We start from the raw sequence: 13759 nt of genomic DNA, 5'->3' as shown, positions 1-13759 counted from the left end.
TGCCTAGGTTCAGGTGACCGACCTGAACCGAGGGGGCCTGAAATGCGTAGACGGTCTGTGCTGGCGGGTGCCGTGGCGGCGGCGGGCGCCGTCACCCTGGGGCTCAACCCCACCGCCAACGCCCAGCGGCCCGGCGCGTCCGCGGCGCCGGAGTTGGACCTGGGCGACTTCCCCGTCGTGGCCCGCGTGCGCGCCCGGCGCGCGCTGGAGCACCTCAAGGTGCTCAGCGACGGCATCGGCCAGCGCATCGGCGGCACCGAGTCCGAGCACCGCGCCCGCGACTACATCGCGGACGTCCTGCGCAAGCTCCGCTACCAGGTGGAGCTGCAGCCGTTCTCCGTGCCCGACAAGTACCTGTCCACCCTGACCCTGCCCGACGGCGCCACCTGGAACGCCGCGGCGTCCCGCTTCGGAGCCCTGAACACCTCCGCCACCGGCCCGCTGCTCGACCTGGACAACGGCGCCGCCCTGCCCGCCGACCTCACCGGCCAGGTCGTCCTCCTGGTCAACGTCCCCGCCGGCTCCACCGCCGTCCTCGACGCCGTCGCCAAGGGCGCGAAGGCCGTCCTCATCGGCCGCGTCTCCACCCCACCCGCCGGCAAGACCAGCGCCTTCTCCCCGGCGCTCACCGCGAACGTCGCCGTCCCCGTGCTCGGCGTCGCCCAGGTCCACGTCGAACGCCTGCGCGCCGCCAAGCCCGCGACCATCACCGTGGCCACGACCCACCACCCGAACCTGACCTCGTACAACGTGCTCGCCGAGCGCCCCGGCACGTTCGGCGGCGACGACGTCGTCATGGTGACCGCGCACTACGACAGCGTCCCCGGCTCGCCCGGCGCGAACGACGACGGCAGCGGCACCGTGCTCGCCCTCGAACTGGCCCGCGTCCTGCGCCACCTGCCCACCCACAAGGCGCTCCGCTTCGCCCTGTGGGGCTCGGAGGAACAGGGCCTGCTCGGGTCGCGCCACTACGTCAACCAGCTCACCGACCCCGACGCCGCCCGCATCGCCGGCGTCTTCCAGAACGACATGGTCGCCACCAGCCACGGCCCGGCCACCGCGTACTGGCTCCTGTCCGTGGACGGCGGCGACAACGCCACCACCCGCGAGGTCGCCGCGGCCGCCGCCCGCCTGGGCTACGGCTCCCAGGTGCACGGCCCGGTCGCCCGCGGCAGCAGCGACCACGTGCCCTTCCACGAGCGCAAGATCGCCGCCGCCAACTTCTCCTGGCGCGGCGAGGGCGGCCCCCACCAGCTCGAACCGCTCTACCACACGCCCGAGGACACCATCGAGCTCAACGTCAGCCCCGAACGCCTCCAGGTGTCCCTGGAACTCATCGGGGCGGCGGCGTACCGCCTGGCCTGCCAACGGAGCTAGCACGGCTGAGGGTCACCCGCCCGGCAGCGGGCGGGTGATCGGCGTGGGCCCGGGACGCCGTCAGCGCTTCAGGTAGTGGAACACCCGCTCGCCCGTGCCGTCGGCGGGATCGGTCACGGCCTGGTACCGGCCATCCCTCTCGACCAGGTTCCCGTGCTCCTTCCCCTCGACCGGAAGGCTCGTGGCGGGAACCACGCAGTACAGCTTGGCTTTCGAGTCGTAGCACCAGGACGGCCACCACAGCACGTCCTCACCGCCCAAGCAGCTCGTCAGCTGCACGCGCTGTCCCTGGTAGCCGATGCACAGGTGCTGCCGGTACGTGCTCTGCACCTTGATCTTCTTGACGCCGGAACCGGTGCCCTGCTCCACCAGGTTCCAGCCTTGCCGCCGGTTGTGCTCCTCGCCGCACGCGGCCGGGAAGAGCGTCGCCGGACCGCCGTCACCGGAGAGCGTGATGCAGTCGCCGGTCTTCTTGTTCACCAGGTAGACGTTGGCGCCCCGGTCCGACGCCCATGCCGGCACACCGGGTGCGGTCAGCAGGAAAACGGTCGCGACAACGGCGACGATCGGCCTGATGTCCTTCATCTTCTTCTCCCCGCGCATCTTCTTCTCCCCGCGCTCGGTGACGCCCGAAGTCCTCGTGCGTCCGCCCGGGGCTGCCCCGGGCATCGGGCGCCATGCCCGGGATGCCGCCACTGGCCACCTGTGGGGGAACAGCCGTAACCGGCCGGGGACCGACGTGGCGAACCGTGACCGCCCACTCGCCTCGGCGGCCACCCGGACGTGCCGGGTCTTCCAGCGGCGTCCACCACCCGGCAGGCGGGTCAGCGCGTCCGGTCCTCGGCGGCGGTGGTCGCCGGGGCGCCGCCGGCCGCGTTGAGGAACCGCTCGCCGAGCACCCGCAGGTGCTCGGCGAGCTCGGGCGGCGACACCACGTCGAAGTCCACGCCGATCAGCCCGATCCACAACCCCAGCTCCTCCAGCGACGGCGACCCCGCGGTCAGCAGCGTCCGACCGTCGTCCAGCGGCTCCAGGTGCACCGACGTCTTGGACGTCCGCCGCTCGACCTCCTCGATCGGCGCGTGCATGACCAGCTCCGCCCGGTACGTGTACGGCGCGACCGTCAGCTGGCGCGAGACGTACGACGCCAGGTCCGGGTCGGGCGGGTCCCTCGGCACGAACCGGGCGCCCAGCGTCGGCTCCTCGGCGATGCGGTCCACCCGGAACGTCCGCCAGTCCGCCCGGTCCACGTCCCACGCCACCAGGTACCACCGCCGCCCCGTGTGGGCCAGCCCCAGCGGCTCGACGTGCCGCTTGCTCGCCTCCCCGTCCCGCCCGGCGTAGGGGAACCGCAGCCGCTGGTGGTCCCGGCACGCCCCCGCGATGGCCGTCAACGTCCGCGAATCGACGGTCGCCACGGACGGCGTGAGCGACACGGTGTGCTCCTGCAACGCGTTGACCCGCCGCCGCAGCCGGGACGGCAGCACCTGCTCCAGCTTCGCCAACGCCCGGACCGACGTCTCCTCGATCCCGGCCACCGTCCCGTTCGCGGCCGTCCGCAACCCCACCGCCACCGCGACCGCCTCGTCGTCGTCCAGCAGCAGCGGCGGCAGCTCGGCCCCCGCTCCGAGCTGGTAGCCGCCGGACACCCCGGGCACCGAGTTGACCGGGTACCCGAGGCTGCGCAGCTTGTCGACGTCGCGCCGCACCGTCCGCACGTCCACCCCCAGCCGCCCGGCCAGGTCCGCCCCGGTCCAGTCGCGCCGGACCTGGAGCAGGGACAACAGCTTGAGCAGTCGGGCCGAGGTCTCCAACATGGGCCGAGTCTCCCACCGATCGAGGACAGCTCCGGTCCTCAACCCTTCCGGCGCGCGCCCTCCGGCCACACGACGACCACCGGCACCCCGGAGGCCCGCGCGGTCTCGACCACGTCGGCCGTCCCGCCCCGACCGTCGGGCGGGTTGCCGTCCCACACCGCGATCAGCAGCTCCACCGACGCCAGCATCCGCTCGTTGGCCATGACGTACGCGTGCCGGCCCGACAGCTCGTTGGGCAGCACGCTCACCACGTGCGCCCGGGCCAGCAGCTCGTCGTACTCCGCCCGCCGCTCCGGTTTGAGCTTGTCCCGGTAGTCCATCGCGGGCAGCACGACCTCGACCCGGCCGCCCAGGTCCAGGACCGCGCGCGCGAACAACTGGTCCGCGCCCGGCGCCAGGCAGGTCACCCCCACCAGGGACGACCCGCCCGCCGCCTCGGCCTCCAACGCCGTCCGGATCGCCGTCCGCACGTCGTCGACGCATTCGGGCACCAGGTTGCTGTGCCCGGTGATACCCACGCGCATCAGGCCGTCCGCACCCCGCGAATGGCGTCACGCGTCTCCCGCACCGCCGGGAGGTCGCGGTGGCGCTCGGCTTCCTTCGCGAAGTCGTGCAGCTTGCGCACGACCCGTCCGGACGCCAGCCCCGCCGCCGTCGGCAGCACCTCGTTGATCAGGGCGCACGCCTCCTCGGGCTCGTCCGCGACCATGCGCGTGCGGGCCAGCCCGATGACGTCGAACGCCCGGTTGCGGACCCTCGACGGGTCGCGCAGGGACAACGCCCGGCGGATGTGCTGCTCCGCCTGCGGCGCCTGGCGCGGGTCGTGACCGGCCAGGTCGCGCATCCTGGCCCCGATCACGCCCTCCAGCTCCGCCTCGTCGAAGCTGTCCAGCCACCACGGCTCCGCGCCCGGCCTGCGCTGCGCGAAGCTGTCCTGCGCCTGGCCCACCGCGCGGTGGAACTCGCGAACCTGTCCCATCTGCGCGTACGCCCACGCCTCCCGGGTCCGCAGCAGCGCTTCTAAAGTCGGCGTCGCGCTGCGCCGCGTCCCGTACTGGCCCAACTGCACCAGTTCCAGCCCGTCCTCGGGCCGCCCGAGGTCGAACATCTGCCGCGCCATGGCCGCCAGGCACAGCGCGGCGAACGGGTCGTTGCGGCCCGCCTTCGCCATCCGGATGCCGAGCACGTAGTACCGCTGCGCGGCGTCGTGCATACCGGCGTCCCACGACATGCTCGCCGCCACCTTGGACAGCTCCGCTCCGATGAAGAACGCGCGTTCCGTGGTGGGGCCCGCGGGCGCCCGCGACAGCCGCTCGGCCAGTTCCTCCAACTGCCCGAGCACCGCCTTGCGCGCCAGCCCGTACCCGCCTCGTCCACCCCACCCGCGCAGCCCGTCCGCGACGTGCTGCAACGCGTACAGCTCCTCCTCGCTGATCGCCGCGCTGGACGACCACCGGGACAGGGGCTGGAGGGGGTGGAGCCACCGCTGCAGCGGTTCGACCAGGGCGGGACCCATCGCCACCGCGGCTGCTCCGGTGAGCGCCGCTCGTCTGCTGATCGCCAAGTCGCTCCTCGCCGTCTCCTCGACCGATCTGGCAATGCTCGACGCGTCCCACGCCGCGGCGAGCACATCGGGCGGGGCGCCGTGGTCGGCGGGACCCGCCTGGCTTGGGACACCGACGCGGTCGAACCACAGCCGGTCACCGGGGATGCGCAGCGCCCGCGCGAACTGGCGCAGCTTCTCGATCCGGTCGATCGGGTTGTCCCCGGTCTCGTACCGCGACAACTGCGCCTGGCTGATCCCCAGCCACGACGCCATGCGGTCCTGGGTGACGCGGCTGACGTGGTGCGGGTGGCGGCGGTAAGCGGCGAGGACCGCTCCCATGTCCCGGTCGGTGAAGGCGGCGACCATCACCTCGTGGTCCCAGAAGTCGGCCGGGACCTCGGGTGGGCCGTACAGCTCGGTACGCGAATTGCGCCGACACCGGTGGCAGAGCCGGTCTGTGTTGTCGGCGGCGATCACCGCTCCGCACAACGGGCAAGCGCGCCTGGTACTGGATGCTCTTCGAGCTTTCGGTTCCATCGGCTCGCTCCCGTCACTGAGCGTGCCCGAGAGTCTATCGGCATGTGATCGGGAGTCCATTCATTTCATGCATAAGACGGGGTGGGGCGTCGTGCCGGGCCCACGTGCGGCCGTGAGGTGCATCCACTTGATGCGTCCGGTGCATGGCCCCGACCCGGAAGGGGTGTGGTGGCCGGCGGTATATGCGCCCACCCTGCGGTGGTGGCCCGGGACCGGGACGACCCCCGGCCCCGGGTCACCGCCCGCTCCACCCGACCGGGGAGGGACCTCCACGATGAGCATGACCGCGTCAACCAATGCTGACACCACACCGCGTCTCGGGCCGCCCCGTGACCGTGCGCACCAGCAGGCGCTCGGCGAGGCCATCGCGGGTTACCGGCTGCTGGGCTGGAAGGTGTCCGTCACCGAACAGGGCGTGTTCCTGCCGCTGGGCCCCGCCACCACCGCGCTGGCGATGCCGGCGCGGATCGGCTCGCGCGTGCTGGCCGACCTGAAGGCCCGGATGCTGGCCGGGCCCGTCACCGTCATACCCGGACCGCGGGAGCACTGGGTGTTCCTCGCCGAACTCGTCGCCTTGCTGCCCACGCACCTCAAGGCGCCGCCCGAGGTCCAGTTCGTCCGCTCGCCGCAGCGCATCGCCCTGCCGCCCACGATGACGCGCTACGGCTCCCTGCGGTGGGCGAACCCGCCGTCGCACTCGCGGCACTGGTTCCCGCCGTTCACCGCGGTCCTGGCGCTGGCCCGCACGGCCACCGCCGGGGACCGGTAGCGGCCGGTTTGTGAAGATGGGCGAGTGGAACGCAGAACACTGCTGGTGTGCGGTCTGCTCGCCCTGACCGGCTGCTCGTCGGCCGGTCCGGCCCGCAGGCCCGGCGTCGGCTCCGCCCGTGCGGGGGAGCGGGTCGCCGGGCTCGCGGACGTGCCCGACGGGTCGGGAGCGCTGGTCCCGGTGGGCGCGGACGGCCAGTTGCTGCTGGTCCGCTCGGGTTCGACCGTCCGGGCGTTCAACCCGGCCTGCCCGCACCAGGGCGCGGTCGTCAACCCGCCGACCGCCGGCGTGATCACCTGCCCGACCCACCGGTCGACGTTCGACCCGTCGTCGGGCGCGGTGCTGTCGGGTCCGGCGGAGAAGGGGTTGGCGGAAGTGCCCGTCCGGGTGACCGGGCAGGACGTCGTGCTGGCTTGACAGCGTCTCGACAGGTTCCCGACAGCGTTGAACCCGGCGTCCCGTGGTGTCGTATTGCGGTAGAGACCGAACGACGACGACCCACCACACGGAGGACCGGTTTTGACCACCACCGACAACCCCGGCCTGTCCCGCCGTTCGATGCTGTGCGGAGTCCTGGTGGCGCTGGCGGTGCCCGGCGGCCTGGCCGCGTGCGGCACGGCGAGCACCCCGACCGCCACCACCGGCGGCACGGCCCCCGGCACCACGGGCGGCTCCGCGCCCACGACCACCGGCGGCTCCGCGCCCACGACCACGGGCGGTTCGGCGGCTGAGGGCATCGTGTCCCTGTCCGAGGTCCCCGACGGCGGCGGCGTCGTCGTGGAGGCGGGCGGGAAGAGCCTGGTCGTCACCCGATCGGGTTCAACCGTGAAGGCTTTCGACGCGGCCTGCCCGCACGCGGGCACCACGGTCGGGGCCCCTTCGGGCGGCACGATCACCTGCCCGAACCACGGCAGCCAGTTCGCCGCCACCGACGGCGCGGTGAAGAAGGGCCCGGCGACCACTGGACTCAAGGCGGTGGCCGTGAAGGTGCAGGGCGGCCAGGTCGTGCCGGCCTGACGGCTCGTGGGGGAGGTCGTGCGGGGTGAGCCCGGATCGACCGCCGCCGGCGTGTCGGCATGGCCTCTCCCGTCGAGCTCTGACGTTGGCCACCGTCGCCGAGGTCCTGCGTACTCGAAGCCACCCCGGCCGCTGGGCCGGGCGTGCCCGGAGCGGCTCCCGGGACCAGCGCCGCGTGGACGTGCCCGGCGTGATGTGGATCGCTCCGCGCACCTCCTGGACTGGGGTCGGGCGCGCGTCTGACTGTCGGGGGGCGCACGTAGGCTTGTCGGGTGGCCGATCCGTCGACCTATCGCCCCGCGACAGGCTCCATCCCCGACGCCCCTGGCGTGTACAAGTTCCGCGACGCCAACCGGCGCGTCATCTACGTCGGCAAGGCCAAGAGCCTGCGGTCGCGGTTGAACTCGTACTTCGCCGACGTCGCCGGGTTGCACCCGCGCACCCGGCAGATGGTCACCACCGCCGCCGGTGTCGAGTGGACGGTCGTCACCACCGAGGTCGAGGCGCTCCAGCTGGAGTACAACTGGATCAAGGAGTTCGACCCCCGGTTCAACGTCCGCTACCGGGACGACAAGTCCTACCCCGTCCTCGCCGTCACCCTGAACGAGGACTACCCGCGCCTGCACGTCTACCGCGGCCCCCGGCGCAAGGGCGTCCGCTACTTCGGCCCCTACGCCCACGCCTGGGCCATCCGCGAGACCCTCGACCTGCTCCTGCGCGTGTTCCCCGCCCGCACCTGCTCCGCGGGCGTGTTCAAGCGGCACAACCAGATCGGCCGGCCCTGCCTGCTCGGCTACATCGACAAGTGCTCCGCGCCCTGCGTCGGCAAGGTCACGCGAGAAGAGCACCGCGACATCGTCCTGGACTTCTGCGACTTCCTGGCCGGCCGCACCGACGCGATGGTCCGCAAGCTCGACCGCGAGATGACCGCCGCCGCCGAGGAGCTGGAGTTCGAGAAGGCCGCCCGCCTGCGCGACGACCTCTCCGCCCTCAAGCGCGCCCTCGAAAAGCAGGCCGTCGTGCTCGGGGACGGCACCGACGCCGACGTCGTCGCCTTCGCCCAGGACGACCTGGAGGTCTCCGTCCAGGTCTTCCACGTCCGGGGCGGGCGGGTGCGCGGGCAGCGCGGGTGGGTCGTGGACAAGGTCGAGGAGGCCGGCGTCGCCGACCTGGTGGACCAGTTCGTCACCCAGTTCTACGGCGAGCAGGTCGAGTCCGCGCAGGCCAGCGGCATCGAGTCGGCCCCGGTGCCGCGCGAGGTGCTGGTGCCCGAGCTGCCCGACGACGTCGCCGCCGTGGAGCGCTGGCTGGGCGACCTGCGCGGCGGGAAGGTCGTGCTGCGGGTGCCGCAGCGCGGGGACAAGCGGGCGCTGATGGAGACCGTCGAGCGCAACGCCAAGGAGGCCTTCCAGCAGCACAAGCTCAAGCGCGCGGGCGACCTCACGGCCCGGTCCGCGGCCCTCCAGGAGCTCCAGGAGGCCCTCGGGCTGGACACCGCCCCGCTGCGCATCGAGTGCACCGACATCAGCCACGTCCAGGGCACGGACGTGGTGGCCTCGCTGGTCGTCTTCGAGGACGGCCTGGCGCGCAAGTCCGAGTACCGGCGCTTCGCCGTCCGCGAGGGGGCCGACCAGGGCGACGTGGCGTCCATCGCCGAGGTGGTGCGCCGCCGGTTCCAGGCGTACCTGAGGGAGAACAAGGACGGCCCGCTGCCCGGCATCGACCCGGAGACCGGCAAGCCGCGCAAGTTCGCCTACGCGCCCAACCTGCTCGTGGTCGACGGCGGCGCGCCGCAGGCCCAGGCCGCGAGCGACGTGCTGGCCGAGCTGGGCATCACGGACGTGGCCGTGGTCGGCCTGGCCAAGCGGCTGGAGGAGGTGTGGGTGCCCGGCGAGCCCGACCCGGTGATCCTGCCGCGCACCAGCGAGGCCCTCTACCTGCTGCAACGGGTCCGCGACGAGGCGCACCGGTTCGCCGTGGCCTACCACCGCCAGAAGCGGTCCAAGCGCATGACGACCTCGGCACTGGACGACGTGCCGGGTCTCGGGCAGACGCGGAAAGCGGCGCTGCTCAAGCACTTCGGCTCACTGAAGAAACTCCGTGAGGCGAGCATCGAGGAGATCAGCGGGGTGCCTGGTGTGGGCAGGCGCACCGCCGAGGCCGTGCACGCGACGTTGAGCGCGGCCGGTACCGAAGGGGAGCAATCGTGAGCGCACAGGCCGGCGAGAAGTCCGGCATCGAGGTCGCGGTGGTGACGGGCCTGTCGGGAGCGGGCCGGTCCACCGCCGCGAAGTGCCTGGAGGACCTGGGCTGGTTCGTGGTGGACAACCTGCCGCCCGAGCTGATCGCGACGATGGTGGAGCTGGGCGCGCAGGCGCGGGGGGCCATCACCAGGGTCGCGGTCGTCATGGACGTGCGCAGCCGCGCGTTCACCGACGACCTGGCGGCGGTCATCAAGGACCTGGACGCCCGCGGCTACAAGCCGAAGGTGCTGTTCCTGGAGGCCACCGACGACGTGCTGATCCGCCGGTTCGAGTCGGTGCGCCGCGGCCACCCGCTCCAGGCCGACGGGCGGCTGCAGGACGGCATCGAGGCCGAGCGCGTCCTGCTCACGCCGCTGCGCGAGGAGGCCGACCTGGTCCTGGACACCTCCGCGCTGTCCGTGCACCAGCTCCGCGCCAAGATCGAGGACACGTTCGGCAGCGAGTCGGCCACCCGGACCCGCGTCACCGTGCTGTCCTTCGGCTACAAGTACGGCCTGCCGATGGACGCCGACCTGGTCATGGACGTCCGGTTCCTGCCCAACCCGTTCTGGATCCCGGAGCTGCGCGAGCAGACCGGCCTGGACGGGGACGTGCGCAACTACGTGCTCACCCAGGAGGGCGCGGAGGAGTTCCTGGACCGCTACCACGAGCTGCTGCGCCTCATCGGCGCCGGCTACCGGCGCGAGGGCAAGCGGTACCTCACGCTGGCCGTGGGCTGCACGGGCGGCAAGCACCGCAGCGTCGCCATCTCCGAGGAGCTGGCGTCGCGGCTGGCCGCCGAGGACGGCATGGCCGTGAAGGTCGTGCACCGGGACCTGGGACGCGAGTGAGCTTGAAGGCAGTGGCACTCGGCGGTGGGCGTGGCTTGCACGTCACGCTCACCGCCCTGCGGCGGATCACCGACGACGTGACCGCGGTGGTGACGGTCGCCGACGACGGCGGGTCGTCCGGTCGGCTGCGCCGGGAACTGGGCCTGCTCCCGCCGGGCGACCTGCGCAAGGCGATGGTCGCGCTGGCCGACACCGAGGGCAGCGGCGCGCTGTGGGCGGAGCTGTTCCAGCACCGCTTCGGCGGCACGGGCGCGCTGGCCGGGCACGCGATCGGCAACCTGGTCCTGGCGGGCCTGCTGGAGCAGCTGGGCGACCCCGTGGCCGTGCTGGCCGAGGCGGGCAAGCTGCTGGGCGTGCGCGGGCGCGTGCTGCCGATGTGCACCGAGCCGCTGGAGATCGAGGCGGACGTCACCGGGCTGGACGAGGACCTCGACGTGGTGCGGCGCATCCGCGGCCAGGTAGCGATCGCCACCACCCCCGGCCGGGTGCAGCGCATCCGCCTGCACGGGCCGGGCGGCCCCGGTGAGCCCCCGCGGGGGTGCCCGGAGGCCGTGCGGGCCGTGCTGGACGCGGACGTCGTGCTGCTCGGGCCGGGGTCGTGGTTCACCAGCGTGCTGCCGCACCTGCTGGTGCCGTCCCTGCACGAGGCGCTGACCCGGACGTCGGCGAAGAAGGTCGTCGTGCTCAACCTCGTCCCCCAACCGGGGGAAACCGCCGGGTTCTCCCCGGAGCTGCACCTGGACGTGCTGTGCGCGCACGCCCCGGATCTGCGCGTCGACGCCGTCATCGCGGACGCCGACGCGGTGCCCGTGCCGGACCGCCTGCGGCGCGCCGCCGCAGCTCTGGGGGCCGCGGCGCACCTGTCGCCGATCGCCCAGGCCGGTTCACCCGACCGTCACGACCCGGCCGCTCTCGCGTTGAGCATTCGTCGGGCGTTGGACGGCCTGCCTGCGGGGCCCGGCGAGGCGTCGAGTACAACGCTGGTGGAACAACGCGAGACCAGGGGAGGCGATGCGCCGTGGCGATGACGTCCGCGGTCAAGGACGAGCTGAGCAGGCTGGCCGTCTCCAAGACGTGCTGCCGGCGGGCCGAGGTCGCGTCGCTGCTGCGGTTCGCGGGCGGCCTGCACATCGTCGGCGGGCGGGTCGTGGTGGAGGCCGAGCTGGACCTCGGCTCGACCGCGCGCAGGCTGCGCCGGGAGATCCACGACCTGTTCGGCCACCAGTCCGACGTCTTCACCATCACCTCCAGCGGCCTGCGCAAGGGCACCCGGTTCGTGGTGCGGGTGGTCAAGGACGGCGAGGGCCTGGCCCGCCAGACCGGGCTGCTGGACCCGCGCGGCCGTCCCGTCCGGGGCCTGCCCGCGCCGGTGGTGTCGGGCGGGGTGTGCGACGCGGAGGCGGCGTGGCGCGGGGCGTTCCTGGCGCACGGTTCGCTGACCGAGCCCGGCCGGTCCTCGTCGATGGAGGTGACCTGCCCCGGCCCGGAGGCCGCTCTGGCCCTGGTCGGCGCGGCACGGCGGATGGGCATCGGCTCGAAGTCCCGCGAGGTCCGCGGGGCTGAGCGGGTGGTGATAAGGGACGGCGACGCGATCGGCGCGATGCTGACCCGCCTGGGCGCGCACGACAGCGTGCTGGCCTGGGAGGAGCGGCGGATGCGCCGCGAGGTCCGCGCGACGGCCAACCGCCTGGCCAACTTCGACGACGCCAACCTGCGGCGTTCGGCCCGCGCGGCGGTCGCGGCGGCGGCTCGGGTGCAGCGCGCCCTGGAGATCCTGGGGCCTGAGGCTCCGGACCACCTGGCGGCGGCCGGGGCTCTGCGGTTGGCCCACCGGCAGGCGTCCCTGGAGGAGCTGGGCCAGCTCTCCGACCCGCAGATGACCAAGGACGCGGTGGCGGGGCGCATCCGGCGGCTGCTGGCGATGGCGGACAAGCGGGCGCGGGAGCTGGGCATGCCGGACACGGAGTCGGCGGTCACGGCGGAGATGCTGGAAGCCGAAGTCTGACCGCCGACCCCCGCGGCGGTCAGGCGACCAACTCGACCGGACCGTGTCACGCAATTCCCAGGTGTGTCGGGGGAGACGGCGCCGGCGCGCGGGTACCGGTGGTCGGACAGACCCTCCAACATCGCGAGTTCGGCCCGCGCGGTCTCCTCGCTGATCTCCTCGTGCCGGTGGCCCGCCCGAGCACTGGGCGCGGTCGGTGTCCCCCGAGTGGAGCCAGGGTAGGAGTGCTGGGCGTGCGCTGCGTTCGGCGGGTGCGCGCAACGGGATCGAGTTGCGGTGCGGCCGGGGGATTGCGACCGTCGGGTGAGGGCTGTCGGGTCGGTGTTCACGCGATCGTCACGGCGCGGGGCCGGGTCGGTGAACGGACGGTGCCGGGATTGCGCAAGGCGATTGCGGGAAAGGTCACGCACGGTCGCGGTTACTGAACCGTAGCACTGGATTTTCTTGCTCGATAAAGAGATCCTGGTGGTCCACGTGACCAGGGGCGCAGTGCGGGGACTAGGCTGGCTCGCGGCTGCTCGAAACAGTCATTCCGCACGCCCACTGGCACATCGCCAGTCGAGTATCGAGGAGACTCACCGTGACGGTTCGCGTAGGTGTCAACGGTTTCGGCCGCATCGGTCGCAACTTCTGGCGCGCCGTTCAGGCCGGCGGGCACGACATCGAGATCGTCGCCTTCAACGACCTCGGTGACGTCAACACGATGGCGCACCTGCTGAAGTACGACAGCATCCTCGGTCGTCTCCCGTACGACGTGAAGGTCACCGACGAGGGCATCGAGGTCGACGGCAAGACCATCAAGGCGCTGGCCGAGCGCGACCCGGGCAAGCTGCCCTGGAAGGACCTCGGCGTGGACGTCGTGGTCGAGTCGACCGGCTTCTTCACCGACGCCACCGTCGCGCGCAAGCACGTCGACGAGGGCGGCGCGAAGAAGGTCATCATCTCCGCCCCCGCCAAGAACGAGGACCTGACCGTCGTCCTGGGCGCCAACGACAGCCAGTACGACGGCTCGCAGACGGTCATCTCGAACGCCTCCTGCACCACCAACTGCCTCGCCCCGCTGGCCAAGGTGCTGCACGACGCGTTCACCATCGAGCGCGGTCTGATGACCACGATCCACGCCTACACCCAGGACCAGAACCTCCAGGACGCGCCGCACAAGGACCTGCGCCGCGCCCGGGCCGCCGCGCTGAACATCGTGCCCACCAGCACCGGTGCCGCGAAGGCGATCGGCCTGGTCCTGCCGGAGCTCAACGGCAAGCTGGACGGCTACGCGCTGCGCGTGCCGACCCCCACCGGCTCGGCCACCGACCTCACCGTCACCGTCGGCCGCGAGACCACCGTGGACGAGGTCAACGCCGCCTACAAGGCCGCCGCCGAGGGCGCGCTCAAGGGCTACCTGCGCTACAACGAGGACCCGATCGTGTCGACCGACATCGTCACCGACCCGGCGTCCTGCATCTACGACGCGCCGCTGACCAAGGTCATCGGCAACCAGATCAAGGTCGTCGGCTGGTACGACAACGAGTGGGGCTACTCCAACCGCCTCGCCGACCTGGTCAACCTGGTCGCCTCGAAGCTCTGACCCGAAGGCGAC

13 protein-coding genes are annotated in these 13759 nt (G+C 72.5%); 9 read left to right on the top strand and 4 right to left on the bottom strand.

The features are described from left to right. Positions 1 to 42: 42 nt before the first annotated feature. The gene (locus AB0A74_RS06805) at positions 43 to 1377 is read left to right on the top strand and encodes a M28 family peptidase (protein WP_358247901.1); all 1335 of its coding nucleotides are present in this window, start codon (positions 43 to 45) and stop codon (positions 1375 to 1377) included. 60 nt (positions 1378 to 1437) lie between these two features. On the opposite strand, the gene AB0A74_RS06800 is transcribed toward AB0A74_RS06805, so the two are convergent. The 4 genes from AB0A74_RS06800 to AB0A74_RS06785 form a co-directional block, all read right to left on the bottom strand. Further along, complete coding sequence (locus AB0A74_RS06800) at positions 1438 to 1980, bottom strand: hypothetical protein (RefSeq protein ID WP_358247900.1); 543 nt, start codon at positions 1978 to 1980, stop codon at positions 1438 to 1440. Between the two features lie 221 nt (positions 1981 to 2201). Next, on the bottom strand, positions 2202 to 3194 hold the full coding sequence (locus tag AB0A74_RS06795) for a YafY family protein (RefSeq protein WP_358247899.1): 993 nt from the start codon (positions 3192 to 3194) through the stop codon (positions 2202 to 2204). Between the two features lie 38 nt (positions 3195 to 3232). Next, a complete protein-coding gene (locus tag AB0A74_RS06790; RefSeq protein ID WP_358247898.1) occupies positions 3233 to 3718 on the bottom strand; it encodes a hypothetical protein in 486 nt (161 codons plus the stop codon). Next, positions 3718 to 5217, bottom strand: a complete 1500-nt coding sequence (locus tag AB0A74_RS06785) for a helix-turn-helix transcriptional regulator (RefSeq protein WP_343935177.1) — start codon at positions 5215 to 5217, stop codon at positions 3718 to 3720. Before AB0A74_RS06785 ends, AB0A74_RS06790 begins: the two co-directional genes overlap by 1 nt. Positions 5218 to 5557: 340 nt before the next feature. Between AB0A74_RS06785 and AB0A74_RS06780 the strand changes: the two genes are divergently transcribed. From AB0A74_RS06780 to gap, 8 genes are all read left to right on the top strand, one after another. After that, entirely contained in the window at positions 5558 to 6046 is a 489-nt protein-coding gene (locus AB0A74_RS06780) for a hypothetical protein (protein ID WP_358247897.1), read from the top strand. Positions 6047 to 6070: 24 nt separating this feature from the next. Then, a complete protein-coding gene (locus tag AB0A74_RS06775; RefSeq protein WP_358247896.1) occupies positions 6071 to 6463 on the top strand; it encodes a Rieske (2Fe-2S) protein in 393 nt (130 codons plus the stop codon). Positions 6464 to 6565: 102 nt separating this feature from the next. Then, entirely contained in the window at positions 6566 to 7063 is a 498-nt protein-coding gene (locus AB0A74_RS06770; protein WP_358247895.1) for a Rieske (2Fe-2S) protein, read from the top strand. Between the two features lie 272 nt (positions 7064 to 7335). Then, positions 7336 to 9273 carry an excinuclease ABC subunit UvrC gene (uvrC, locus tag AB0A74_RS06765; RefSeq protein WP_358247894.1) on the top strand — a complete coding sequence of 646 codons (1938 nt, stop codon included), beginning with the start codon at positions 7336 to 7338 and terminating at the stop codon, positions 9271 to 9273. After that, a complete protein-coding gene (rapZ, locus tag AB0A74_RS06760; protein ID WP_343935184.1) occupies positions 9270 to 10157 on the top strand; it encodes an RNase adapter RapZ in 888 nt (295 codons plus the stop codon). Before uvrC ends, rapZ begins: the two co-directional genes overlap by 4 nt. 2 nt (positions 10158 to 10159) lie before the next feature. After that, the gene (yvcK, locus tag AB0A74_RS06755; protein ID WP_358247893.1) at positions 10160 to 11185 is read left to right on the top strand and encodes a uridine diphosphate-N-acetylglucosamine-binding protein YvcK; all 1026 of its coding nucleotides are present in this window, start codon (positions 10160 to 10162) and stop codon (positions 11183 to 11185) included. After that, entirely contained in the window at positions 11176 to 12162 is a 987-nt protein-coding gene (whiA, locus tag AB0A74_RS06750) for a DNA-binding protein WhiA (RefSeq protein ID WP_121227983.1), read from the top strand. Before yvcK ends, whiA begins: the two co-directional genes overlap by 10 nt. 580 nt (positions 12163 to 12742) lie before the next feature. Next, complete coding sequence (gene gap / locus AB0A74_RS06745; RefSeq protein ID WP_309118027.1) at positions 12743 to 13747, top strand: type I glyceraldehyde-3-phosphate dehydrogenase; 1005 nt, start codon at positions 12743 to 12745, stop codon at positions 13745 to 13747. Positions 13748 to 13759 lie beyond the last annotated feature (12 nt).

It is taken from the genome of Saccharothrix sp. NPDC042600 (genome assembly GCF_040647305.1).
GTDB classification, from domain to species: Bacteria; Actinomycetota; Actinomycetes; order Mycobacteriales; family Pseudonocardiaceae; genus Actinosynnema; species Actinosynnema mutabilis.
Note: the sequence above shows the minus strand (reverse complement) of the source record. Positions and strands in the feature narration are given on the sequence as shown.

What these genes read in the sequence shown, in the direction of transcription:
- AB0A74_RS06780 (WP_358247897.1), top strand. Translation starts at nt 5,558, where the DNA reads ATGACCGCGTCAACCAATGCTGACACCACACCGCGTCTCGGGCCGCCC.
- AB0A74_RS06800 (WP_358247900.1), bottom strand. Translation starts at nt 1,980, where the DNA reads ATGCGCGGGGAGAAGAAGATGAAGGACATCAGGCCGATCGTCGCCGTT.
- AB0A74_RS06805 (WP_358247901.1), top strand. Translation starts at nt 43, where the DNA reads ATGCGTAGACGGTCTGTGCTGGCGGGTGCCGTGGCGGCGGCGGGCGCC.
- AB0A74_RS06795 (WP_358247899.1), bottom strand. Translation starts at nt 3,194, where the DNA reads ATGTTGGAGACCTCGGCCCGACTGCTCAAGCTGTTGTCCCTGCTCCAG.
- AB0A74_RS06790 (WP_358247898.1), bottom strand. Translation starts at nt 3,718, where the DNA reads ATGCGCGTGGGTATCACCGGGCACAGCAACCTGGTGCCCGAATGCGTC.